This is a genomic window from Pantoea sp. CTOTU46764 (assembly GCF_031974595.1).
Lineage (GTDB): Bacteria > Pseudomonadota > Gammaproteobacteria > Enterobacterales > Enterobacteriaceae > Pantoea > Pantoea trifolii.
This window is the reverse complement of the sequence record NZ_DALYOQ010000025.1, coordinates 21875-33605: the sequence shown is the minus strand read 5'-3', so window position 1 is coordinate 33605 and position 11731 is coordinate 21875. Positions and strand designations below refer to the sequence as shown.

9 protein-coding genes and 1 pseudogene are annotated in these 11731 nt (G+C 55.8%); 6 read left to right on the top strand and 4 right to left on the bottom strand.

Going from position 1 to position 11731, the window contains the following annotated elements:
- The first annotated feature begins 10 nt into the window (after window positions 1–10).
- On the top strand, window positions 11–1837 hold the full coding sequence (gene recQ / locus RTM06_RS10910) for an ATP-dependent DNA helicase RecQ (RefSeq protein ID WP_061719374.1): 1827 nt from the start codon (window positions 11–13) through the stop codon (window positions 1835–1837).
- An 11-nt stretch (window positions 1838–1848) separates the two neighbouring features.
- Window positions 1849–2472, top strand: coding sequence for a threonine export protein RhtC (gene rhtC, locus RTM06_RS10905; RefSeq protein WP_008105783.1), 624 nt, complete (start codon window positions 1849–1851; stop codon window positions 2470–2472).
- 62 nt (window positions 2473–2534) lie between these two features.
- Here the strand turns inward: rhtC and rhtB are convergent, their stop codons facing one another.
- Window positions 2535–3158: a homoserine/homoserine lactone efflux protein gene (rhtB, locus tag RTM06_RS10900; protein WP_008105784.1), complete on the bottom strand. Its 624-nt coding sequence runs from the start codon at window positions 3156–3158 to the stop codon at window positions 2535–2537.
- Between the two features lie 104 nt (window positions 3159–3262).
- On the opposite strand from rhtB, the gene pldB reads away from it, so the two are divergent.
- Both pldB and yigL read left to right on the top strand, forming a co-directional pair.
- Window positions 3263–4255 (top strand): lysophospholipase L2, encoded by a 993-nt coding sequence (pldB, locus tag RTM06_RS10895; RefSeq protein ID WP_312182105.1) that lies wholly within the window; start codon window positions 3263–3265, stop codon window positions 4253–4255.
- A 37-nt stretch (window positions 4256–4292) separates the two neighbouring features.
- The gene (gene yigL / locus RTM06_RS10890; RefSeq protein WP_256698054.1) at window positions 4293–5093 is read left to right on the top strand and encodes a sugar/pyridoxal phosphate phosphatase YigL; all 801 of its coding nucleotides are present in this window, start codon (window positions 4293–4295) and stop codon (window positions 5091–5093) included.
- A gap of 21 nt (window positions 5094–5114) precedes the next feature.
- On the opposite strand, the pseudogene glpT reads toward yigL, so the two are convergent.
- Window positions 5115–6446, bottom strand: a pseudogene (gene glpT / locus RTM06_RS10885) (glycerol-3-phosphate transporter); the annotation flags it as partial.
- A 339-nt stretch (window positions 6447–6785) separates the two neighbouring features.
- Here glpT and RTM06_RS10880 point away from each other — a divergent pair.
- Window positions 6786–7649, top strand: a complete 864-nt coding sequence (locus RTM06_RS10880; protein ID WP_312182103.1) for a carboxylate/amino acid/amine transporter — start codon at window positions 6786–6788, stop codon at window positions 7647–7649.
- 136 nt (window positions 7650–7785) lie between these two features.
- Here RTM06_RS10880 and RTM06_RS10875 read toward each other — a convergent pair whose 3' ends face one another.
- On the bottom strand, window positions 7786–8265 hold the full coding sequence (locus RTM06_RS10875) for a DUF1456 family protein (RefSeq protein ID WP_101763741.1): 480 nt from the start codon (window positions 8263–8265) through the stop codon (window positions 7786–7788).
- Between the two features lie 93 nt (window positions 8266–8358).
- On the bottom strand, window positions 8359–9291 hold the full coding sequence (gene metR, locus RTM06_RS10870; protein ID WP_008105792.1) for an HTH-type transcriptional regulator MetR: 933 nt from the start codon (window positions 9289–9291) through the stop codon (window positions 8359–8361).
- A 135-nt stretch (window positions 9292–9426) separates the two neighbouring features.
- Between metR and metE the strand changes: the two genes are divergently transcribed.
- The gene (gene metE / locus RTM06_RS10865; protein ID WP_312182101.1) at window positions 9427–11697 is read left to right on the top strand and encodes a 5-methyltetrahydropteroyltriglutamate--homocysteine S-methyltransferase; all 2271 of its coding nucleotides are present in this window, start codon (window positions 9427–9429) and stop codon (window positions 11695–11697) included.
- Window positions 11698–11731 lie beyond the last annotated feature (34 nt).

Genomic DNA, 11731 nt, shown 5'->3' with positions numbered 1-11731 from the left:
CAGGATTACCGTGGCAACATCGGCAGTGCTTAATCAGGAAATGCTGGCGCAGCAGGTATTACAAGATACCTTCGGCTATCAGCAGTTCCGCCCAGGTCAGCAAAACATCATCGAAACCGCCCTGTCAGGACGCGATTGTCTGGTGGTGATGCCGACTGGCGGCGGCAAATCGCTGTGCTATCAAATCCCGGCGCTGGTGCGCGAAGGGCTGACGCTGGTGGTTTCACCGCTGATTTCACTGATGAAAGATCAGGTCGATCAGCTGCTGGCCAACGGCGTGGCTGCAGCGTGCCTCAACTCAACGCAGACGCGTGAGCAGCAGCAGCAGGTGTTTGCGGATTGTCGTACTGGCAAGCTCAAGCTGCTGTATATCGCGCCTGAACGCCTGATGATGGACAACTTCCTCGATAGCCTGCACCAGTGGAATCCGGTGATGCTGGCGGTGGATGAAGCACACTGTATTTCACAGTGGGGCCACGATTTCCGTCCGGAATATGGCTCGATCGGCCAGCTGCGTCAGCACTTCCCTGATTTGCCGGTCATGGCGTTGACCGCCACCGCCGATGAAACCACGCGTAACGATATCGCCCATCTGCTGCAGATGGACGATCCGCTGATTCAAATCAGCAGCTTTGACCGCCCGAATATTCGCTACACGCTGGTGGAGAAATTCAAACCCACCGAGCAGCTTCTGCGTTATGTGCAGGATCAGAGGGGCAAAAGCGGCATTATTTACTGTAACAGCCGCGCCAAAGTGGAAGACACCGCCGCGCGCCTGCAGAGCCGTGGTTTGAGCGTTGGCGCTTATCACGCCGGTATCGATAGCGCGCAGCGTGCCAGCGTGCAGGAAGCTTTCCAGCGTGACGATCTGCAAATTGTGGTCGCCACCGTCGCATTCGGTATGGGCATCAACAAACCCAACGTGCGCTTCGTGGTGCACTTCGATATTCCGCGCAACATCGAATCCTATTATCAGGAAACCGGTCGCGCCGGGCGTGATGGCCTGCCTGCCGAAGCGATGATGCTTTACGATCCGGCCGACATGGCGTGGCTGCGTAAATGTCTGGAAGAGAAAGTGCCTGGCCCGTTGCAGGATATTGAACGCCACAAGCTCAATGCGATGGGGGCATTTGCCGAAGCGCAAACCTGTCGTCGTCTGGTCTTGCTGAACTATTTCGGCGAAGGTCGCCAGCAGCAGTGCGATAACTGCGATATCTGCCTCGATCCGCCACGTCGCTACGACGGCTTGCTGGAGGCGCAAAAGGCGCTTTCGAGCATCTATCGTACCGGCCAACGCTTTGGCATGGGCTATATTGTTGAAGTTTTGCGCGGCGCCAGTAATCAGCGTATTCGCGACAACGGCCACGACAAACTGCCGGTGTACGGCTTAGGCCGCGAGCACAGCCACGAACACTGGATCAGCGTGCTGCGTCAGCTGATTCATCTCGGCATGGTGACGCAAAACATCGCCATGCATTCGGCGCTGCAATTGACCGAAGCGGCGCGTCCGGTATTACGTGCCGAAGTGCCGCTGATGCTTGCGGTGCCGCGTATCGTGACGGTGAAAACGCGCGGCAGCAGTTCGCCGAAGGTGCACAGCGGCAATTACGATCGCCAGCTGTTTGCCAAGCTGCGTAAGCTGCGCAAAGCGATTGCTGATGAAGAGAATATTCCGCCGTACGTGGTGTTTAACGACGCCACGCTGATTGAAATGGCAGAACAAATGCCGATTAGCGCGTCAGAAATGCTCAGCGTGAACGGCGTCGGTCATCGCAAACTGGAGCGTTTTGGTAAGCCGTTCCTGGTGATGATCAAAGAACATGTTGATGAAGGTTAAAGGAAAAATTCATGCTGATGTTATTCGCCACCGTCGCGCTGGTGCATCTGGTTGCGCTGATGAGTCCCGGCCCGGACTTCTTCTTTGTGTCGCAAACGGCGGCGAGCCGCTCACGCAAAGAGGCGATGATGGGCGTTCTGGGCATTACCTTGGGCATTGTGATTTGGGCCGGTGTGGCGCTGATGGGCCTGCATCTGATCCTGGAAAAAATGGCCTGGCTGCATGAAATCATTATGGTCGGCGGCGGATTGTATCTGCTGTGGATGGGCTGGCAGCTAATGCGTTCAGCGCGTCAACGTCACAAGCAGCCGCAATCGGAAGCGCCGGTGGTGGAGCTGCCGAAAAGAGGCATGAGCTTCCTGAAAGGTTTCCTGACTAACCTGTCGAACCCAAAAGCGATCATCTACTTCGGTAGCGTGTTCTCACTGTTTGTTGGCAACGACGTCGGCGCGATGGAGCGCTGGGGCTTGTTCCTGCTGATTATTGGTGAGACGTTCGCGTGGTTTACGCTGGTAGCGGCGATTTTCGCTATGCCGTGGATGCGTGATAAGTATCAGCGGATGGCGAAGTGGGTGGATGGTATGGCGGGCGTGTTGTTTGCCGGATTCGGTATTCACCTGATTATTTCGCGTTAAGCCAGGTCGCCATTAATGGCGACCCTACGTAGGGTGGGCATTTATGCCAACCGGGTTGAATATCACGCCATTCTGCGTGCGCTGGCTAACAGCGCGCCAACCGCCATAAACAATCCACCAAAGGTGCGGTTCAGCAGCTTCATCTGCTTCGGTCCTTTAATCCAGCCGGCGATACGCGTTGCCAGCGTGGCGTAACCAATCATCACGATGATATCGACCACAATGGTGGTCACGCCCAGCACCAGATATTGCATCAGCTGCGGCTGGTGCGGCTGAATAAACTGCGGGAACAGCGCGGCAAGAAACACGATGCTTTTCGGGTTGGTGAGGTTCACCAACACGGCACGCTTAAACAGGCGGCGACGCGGCATGGCTTTGGCAACGGCGTCGAGATCGATACCGCCCGCTGAGCGCCACTGCTGAATGCCCAGCCACACCAGATAGGCTGCGCCAGCCCACTTCAGGACTTCAAACGCCAGAATCGATTGGGAAAACAGCGCACCCAAACCGGCGCCGACCAGCACAATATGAATCGCCAGGCCAAGCTGCAAGCCGGTAATTGACGCTACCGCGCCGCGATAACCGTGGCTGATACCGGTACTCATGGTGTTAATCGCACCGGAACCGGGTGAAAGGCTGAGGATAGTTGTGGTCAGCAGGTACGTTAACCACCATTCAATGGTCATGTGTGACATTCCCTGAAGTTAGCGAAGTGTGACACAATACGACAGAAAATCGCCGCACGCTACGCAGCACGGGCGCGCGAATCACGTTTTTTTCAGGGGGACGGATGCAGCAGCATAAACAGAGTTGGCTCGGACGTGAGCGAGGCTTTTCGGCCTTTGCCACCGGTCCGCTGCTCGACTTCTGGCGTCGCCGTGAAGAGTGTGAATTCACTGGCGTCGGCAACCTGAAGATTCGCTACGTCCGTTTCACCTCACCGCAACATCGCCGTGTCATTCTGGTCGTGCCTGGCCGCATTGAGAGCTATATCAAGTATCCCGAACTGGCTTACGACCTGTTCATGTGCGGCTACGATGTGGTGATTCTCGACCATCGCGGTCAGGGGCGCTCCGAACGTCTGCTGGAAGATTCACATCGCGGCCATGTGGTGGAATTTGGCGACTACGTTGACGATCTGGAAACGCTGTATCTGAAAGAGATAGTCAGCAACCGTTATCAGCAGCGCTACGTGCTGGCCCACTCGATGGGCGGCGCGATTCTAGCGCTGTTTCTGGCGCGTCAGCCGCAGGCGTTTCATGCTGCGGTGTTCTCCGCGCCGATGTTTGGCATTGTGCTGCCGCTACCGGACTGGATGGCGCACCGCATTCTGGACTGGACCGAAAAACTGCCCACGCTGCGTGAGGGCTACGCATTGGGCACCGGGCGCTGGCGCGCCAATCCGTTTGGCATCAACCGCCTGACGCATAGCCGCGAACGTTATCGCCGTAACCTGCGTTTTTACGCCGACGATCCGGCGCTTCGCGTTGGTGGTCCCACTTATCACTGGGTGCGCGAAGGCGTGCAGGCCGGGCGGGACATCTTCAATCAGGTAGCGAACATCACCACGCCGACCTTGCTGCTGCAGGCCAGTGAAGATGATGTGGTGGATAACCGCTCACAAAATCTCTTTTGTACGGCGATGGCCGAAGCAGGACATCCCTGCGCGGGCAACGCGCCGTATGTGATAAAAGGAGCGCGTCATGAGATCCTGTTTGAAACAGACGCGATGCGTGCCGAAGCGCTAAACGCGGTGGTCGATTTCTTTGAACACCACGCTTAATCAATTTTACTTTCCGATATCAACACCCGAGGTTTACATGTATCACATCGTCGCATCCGACCTGGATGGCACGCTGCTCTCTCCGGATCACCGCCTGACGCCGTTCGCTCGCACTACGCTGCAGGAACTGGTGGCGCGAGACATCCACTTTGTTTTTGCCACCGGCCGTCACTATATCGACGTCGGACAGATGCGCGATAAGCTCGGTATTCCGGCTTACATGATCACGTCTAATGGTGCGCGCGTGCACAACGCCGAGGGTGAGCTGGTGTTCAGCCACAACCTCGACGCCGACATCGCCAGCGATTTGTATGGCCTGCAATATCATGACGAGCACATCCTGACGCACGTTTATCGCGACGATGAGTGGTTCATGAGCCGTCATCGCCCAGATGAGCAGGACTATTTCCGCGAATCGGTATTTAACTATCAGGTTTACCAGCCGGGCATGCTGCCGACCGACGGCATCAGCAAAGTGTTCTTCACCTGCGAAGATCCGGAGCGCCTGGTTCCAATGGAGCAGGCGATTGAAGCGCGCTGGGGCGATCGCGTGAATGTCAGCTTCTCGCTGCCAACGTGCCTGGAAGTGATGGCGGGCGGCGTTTCCAAAGGTCACGCGCTGGAAGCGGTAGCGAAGCAGCTCGGCCACTCGCTGAAAGCGTGCATCGCTTTCGGCGACGGCATGAATGATGTGGAGATGCTCAGCATGTCAGGCAAAGGCTGCATCATGCGTAATGCACAGCAGCGCCTGAAAGATACCTTGCCGACGCTGGACGTGATTGGCAGCAACGCGGATGACGCCGTACCGCACACGCTGCGTAAATTGTTCCTCGCCTAAAAAAATGGGCCGGTTATCACCGGCCCGTTCTGGCTTATGTTCACTGACCATGGTGAGCAGCAGCAGAATTACCGCCAGCACCGATCCGCCAATCATCACAATAAATCCGCCGTCCCAGCCGAAGTAATCCACGGTATAACCGACAATGGCACTGGCCGCTACCGATCCGCCGAGATAGCCAAACAGCCCGGTAAAGCCCGCTGCCGTTCCGGCCGCTTTTTTCGGCGCCAGCTCCAGCGCGTGCAAGCCAATCAACATCACCGGACCGTAAATCAGGAAGCCGATCACAATCATGCACAGCATGTCGATGCCTGGATTGCCTGGCGGGTTCAGCCAGTACACCACGGTGGCGATGGTCACCAGCGTCATAAAGAACACGCCGGTTGCGCCACGGTTGCCGCGGAACACTTTGTCCGACATCCAGCCGCACAGCAGCGTGCCGGGAATACCGGCATATTCATAGAAGAAGTACGCCCACGATGATTTATCCAGCGTGAAGTGCTTCACCTCTTTCAGGTAGGTCGGCGACCAGTCGAGAATGCCGTAACGCAGCAGGTAAACAAACACGTTCGCCAGTGCGATGTACCACAGCAGCTTATTGGGCAGAATGTACTGCATGAAAATCTGCTTCGCCGTCAGCTCCTGCTCGTGCTCCTCGTTGTAATCCGGGGGATAATCATTCTTCCACGCTTCAATTGGCGGCAAACCGCAGGATTGCGGTGTATCACGCATCAATGCAAAGGCGATAATGGCGATGAGAATGGCGCCAAACGCCGGCATATATAGCGCGGCTTTCCAGTCGTTAAACCACGCCATGCCGAGCAGGAACAGCAGTGGAGTAATACCGCCTCCGACGTTATGCGCGCAGTTCCACACCGATACAATTCCGCCGCGCTCCTTCTGCGACCACCAGTGCACCATGGTACGCCCGCACGGCGGCCAGCCCATGCCCTGGAACCAACCGCACAGGAACAGCAGCACAAACATCACCATGATGCTGGAGGTGGCCCACGGCACGAACCCCATCACCAGCATCACCGCCGCAGCGAGAATTAATCCGGCGGGCAAAAACACGCGCGGATTCGAGCGGTCCGATACCGAACCCATAATGAATTTTGAGAATCCGTAAGCGATGGAAATGCCCGAGAGCGCAAAGCCGAGATCGCCGCGCGAAAAACCTTGTTCCACCAGATAAGGCATCGCCAGCGCAAAGTTCTTACGCACCAAATAGTAGGCGGCATAGCCAAAAAATATTCCCAGGAAAATTTGCCAGCGCAGGCGACGATAGAGTGGATCGACACGATCATCGGCCACTTGCGGGCGATGCGGTGCAGGTTTGAAGATACTCAACATGAGTGTGGCCCTCCAGGGCGCAATATAGTTATGGATTCCCAGCAGGTTGGGGCAAAAGCAACAGACGTTAAAAATGGAAAAGCGAAGTTTCCATTTCGCGCAAAGGATAGTGATGGTCACGCGCGGTTACTGTGACATGTGACACATATGTTACAGTTTTATGACATTAGAGAGCGATAAAAACCAGGAAATGTTGTATTTCGCGCATTTTTATCCAGGCGAATAGGCGATCAGTTAAAACTAATTGTCGTCATTTTGTACAATCGTAAACCAGATAGTTCACGCCAATCGCGACAGTTTGTTTACACTAACGCCACTGTTCATTTTGAGATCGTTACCGTGCCGTTACTGATCGTTACCACCATTCTGTGGGCTTTTTCCTTCAGTTTAATCGGGGAATACCTCGCAGGTCAGGTGGATTCCTGGTTCTCTGTGTTAATGCGTCTGGCGCTCGCCGCCATCGTCTTCCTGCCGTTCCTGCGCTGGCGCGGATATCGTGCTTCCACCATCCTGCTGTATATGCTGGTGGGCATGCTGCAGCTCGGCATCATGTACCTGCTGAGCTTTGAAGCTTATCTCTATCTGAGCGTGACCGAATTCCTGCTGTTCACTGTGATGACGCCGCTGTACGTCACGCTGATCTACGATTTGCTCAGCCGACGTCCGCTGCGTATCGGCTATGCTTTCAGCGCATTGCTGGCGGTCATTGGTGCGGCGATTATTCGTTACGACAAAGTCAGCGATCATTTCTGGTTCGGCTTGCTGCTGGTGCAGGCGGCAAATATCTGCTTCGCCATCGGCATGGTGGGCTACAAGCGTCTGCAGGAAACCCGTCCGATGCCGCAGCACACCGCGTTTTCGTGGTTCTATCTGGGCGCAGTGATTATCGCGGTGATCGCCTGGAGCTTGTGGGGCAATCCGAACAAACTGCCCACCACCTCGCTACAGTGGGGCATTCTGGTTTGGCTGGGCGTGGCGGCATCAGGCTTGGGCTACTTTATGTGGAACTACGGCGCAACGCAGGTGGATGCCGGCACATTGGGCATTATGAACAACATGCATGTGCCTGCAGGCTTGCTGGTGAATCTGGCGATCTGGCAGGAGAAACCGCATTGGCCAAGTTTTATCGCCGGTGCCACCGTGATTTTCGCATCGCTTTATGTACATAAACGCTGGGTATTAGGTAAGAAAAGCAACGCATAAAGCCAGAAGGGAAGGAAGTGGCCGCTGCGAAAAGCGAAGCGTCCGAGCCATGGATGGCGAGGGCGATCCACATGGATGTGATATTTCTTCGCGATCGAAGCGGCCACTTCCTGACCAGGCTCCGATCTGAAAGCGATTAACCCTTCTTAGCCGGCCCCGGACGATGAATCATCGTCAAACCTTTCAGGAAATTACGCAGAATCTGGTCACCGCATTCGCGGAAATTCTTATGATCTGGGTTGCGGAAAATCGCGCCAACTTCAGCCTGTGAAATCTTAAAGTTCGCTTTCAGCAGCACATCCGGGATATCGGTGGTCTTCAGCTCAAACGCGATACGCAATTTCTTCATGAAAATGTTGTTATTCATGCGGCGCTCAATCGAAGGCGCGGGCGCATCTTCACTCTTACCGCGACGGTAAAAAATCAGACCGTTGAGGAAATAACCCATCAACACATCCGGCAGCTTACGAAACGCAGCATCGTCATCCTTCTTCATCCACGCCTGCACGTCTTCCAGCGGCACTTCACTCCCCGCTAAGGCAAAAATCTCCACCACTTTGCTATCGCTCAAATCAAGCATATAGCGCACGCTGCGCAGAACATCGTTACTCATCATGGTGAAACTCTCTTGGTCGCGGGTTGAGGCGGCGCATTATAGAGCAGGCGGGACAGGGATAACAGCGCGGGCGACCTTCGCCGCCCAACAACATCAGGATGAGAGGGTTTGCAGTGAGCCGGGACGCGCGGCATCGCGCACGAAGGGCAGGTGTTCACAGGCGTGCTGACGGGCAAACCGCACAAAGGCTTCCATCACCGGTTGACGCTGCTCGCCTTCGCGTACGGCGGCATACAGGCGGCTCCAAAGGCCATCACCCAAGGTCTTGGTCACCACCAAACCCTGCTGCTCAAAATTCTCGACCACCCAATGTGGCAGCGCGGCGATGCCCATGCGTGCCGACACCATCTGAATCAGTAACAGCGTATTGTCCACGCTCTTCAAAGCCGGGCTTACGCCCGCAGGTTGCAGGAAATGGCGCCACACATCTAAACGCTGACGCTGCACCGGATAGATCATCAATACCTCATCGGCCATATCTTCCGGGGAAATATGCTCAAGCTGCGCCAATGGATGATCCGGTGCCATCACCAAACGCACTTCAAAATCGAACATCGGTGAATAGAACAATCCGCTGCGCGGCAGAATATCGGAGGTCAACACCACATCCAACTCGCCCTGCTGCAATGCGGGTTGCGGATCAAAGGTCACACCGGATTTGAAATCCATCACTACCTGCGGCCAGCTCTGGCGGAAATTATTCAGCGCAGGCGTCAGCCACTGAATACAGCTGTGACACTCAATCGCGATACGCAACGTGGCCTGATGCGGCTCATGACACGCCTGCAAAGCCTGTTGAATCTGCGGCAAAACCTGCTCGGCCAACTGCAGCAAAATCTCTCCCTGCGGCGTAAAACGCAGCGGCTGGCTTTTGCGCACAAACAGACGAAAGCCCAGCCGCTGCTCCAGATCGCTGAACTGGTGAGACAACGCCGATTGCGTCTGATGAAGCTGTGAGGCGGCGGCGGCTAACGAGCCGGTGTTCCGTAACGCCTGCAGCGTCCGCAGGTGTTTGAGTTCGATCATGAGAATCCTTCACATCGAGATTGAACAAATTGCGCTTGAGGAACATACAGTACCCGCAGATTATGGCGGTGTAAACATCTGGACGGCTAAACATCTCTGCACCCTACTCAGTTAAGAATATCTGGAGAACAGAAAATGACCATTCTGAACCACACTCTCGGTTTCCCTCGCGTTGGATTGCGTCGTGAATTGAAAAAAGCACAGGAAAGCTACTGGGCAGGTAAAAGCTCACAGGAAGAGCTGCTGGCGGTGGGGCGCGAACTGCGCGCCCGTCACTGGCAACAGCAGAAACAGGCGGGCGTCGATCTGTTGCCGGTCGGCGATTTTGCCTGGTACGATCACGTGCTGACAACCAGCCTGCTGCTGGGTAACGTGCCCGCACGCCACCAGAACAAAGATGGATCCGTTGATCTCGACACGCTGTTCCGCCTCGGTCGTGGCCGCGCACCAAGCGGTACACCGGCGGCAGCGGCGGAAATGACTAAATGGTTCAACACCAACTATCACTATATGGTGCCGGAATTCACGCAAGGCCAGCAGTTCAAACTGACCTGGACCCAACTGCTGGATGAAGTCGACGAAGCGCTGGCGCTCGGCCACAAGATTAAACCGGTGCTACTCGGCCCGGTTACCTATCTGTGGCTGGGTAAAGTGAAAGGTGTGCCTTTCGATCGCTTGTCATTGCTCAAAGACATTCTTCCGGTTTACCAACAGGTGCTGGCGGAACTGAAAAAACGCGGCATCGAATGGGTACAAATCGACGAACCTGCACTGGCGCTGGAATTGCCGCAGGCGTGGCGCGATGCATACAAACCGGCTTACGACGCGCTGCAGGGTGAAAGCAAACTGCTGCTCACCACCTATTTCGACAGCATCGGCCAGAACCTCGACGTGATCAAAGTGCTGCCGGTGCAAGGTCTGCACGTTGACCTGGTCCACGGCAAAGACGACATCCAACAGTTAAACCAGCAGATCCCGGCAGATTGGCTGCTCTCCGTCGGCGTGATCAATGGCCGTAACGTGTGGCGCGCGGATCTCAGCAGCTGGTTTGAACGCTTGCAACCGCTGGTGAGCCAGCGTCAACAATTGTGGATCGGATCATCTTGTTCGCTGCTGCACAGCCCAATCGATCTCAGCGTGGAAACGCGCCTCGATGAAGAGGTGAAAAGCTGGTTCGCCTTTGCCCTGCAGAAGTGTGCGGAGCTTGCACTGCTGAGTCAGGCGCTGAACAACAACGATGCCACTTCGCTGGTGGAGTGGAGCGCACCGATTCGTGCGCGTGCCAACTCTACGCGTGTGCACAATGCCGCAGTCGGCGAGCGTCTGGCGAAAATCCAGGCCAAAGATGTTGAACGTACCAGCCACTACACCGAACGCGCCAAAGCGCAGCGTAACCGCTTCAACTTGCCAGCGTGGCCGACCACCACCATCGGTTCATTCCCGCAAACCACCGAAATTCGCGGCCTACGTCTCGACTTCAAAAAAGGCAACATTGATGGCGGTAACTACCGTACCGGCATCGCCGAACACATCAAACAGGCGATTGTTGAGCAGGAACGTTTGGGCCTCGATGTGCTGGTGCACGGAGAAGCAGAACGTAACGACATGGTGGAATACTTCGGCGAGAACCTCGACGGCTTCGTGTTCACCCAAAACGGCTGGGTTCAGAGCTACGGTTCACGCTGCGTTAAACCCCCGATCATCATCGGCGACGTGAGCCGTCCACAAGCCATCACCGTTGAGTGGGCGAAGTACGCGCAGTCGCTGACCGACAAGCCGGTGAAAGGCATGCTGACCGGTCCGGTAACGATTCTTTGCTGGTCATTCCCGCGTGAAGATGTGAGCCGTGAAACCATCGCCAAACAGATTGCGCTGGCGCTGCGTGATGAAGTGGAAGATCTGGAAAAAGCCGGGATCGGCATTATTCAGATTGATGAACCGGCACTGCGTGAAGGGCTGCCGCTGCATCAGTCCGATTGGGCCAATTATCTGACCTGGGCGGTGGATGCATTCCGTCTCAATGCCGCCGTAGCGCAGGATGACACCCAGATTCACACCCACATGTGTTACTGCGAGTTCAATGACATCATGGACTCGATTGCCGCGCTGGATGCGGACGTTATCACCATCGAAACCTCACGTTCCGATATGGATCTGCTGGATACCTTTAAGGAGTTCGACTATCCCAACGAAATCGGTCCGGGCGTGTATGACATTCACTCACCGAACGTGCCGAGCGTGGAGTGGATGGAAGAGTTGCTGCGCAAAGCGGCGCAGAGCATTCCGGAAGCGCGTTTGTGGGTGAATCCAGATTGTGGCCTGAAAACCCGGGGCTGGACGGAAACCCGTCAGGCATTGGCGAATATGGTCAAAGCGGCGCAAAACCTGCGGGGTGAAACGGCTTAGTCGCGGTAAATGAGATTGGGGCGCAGAGGCGCCC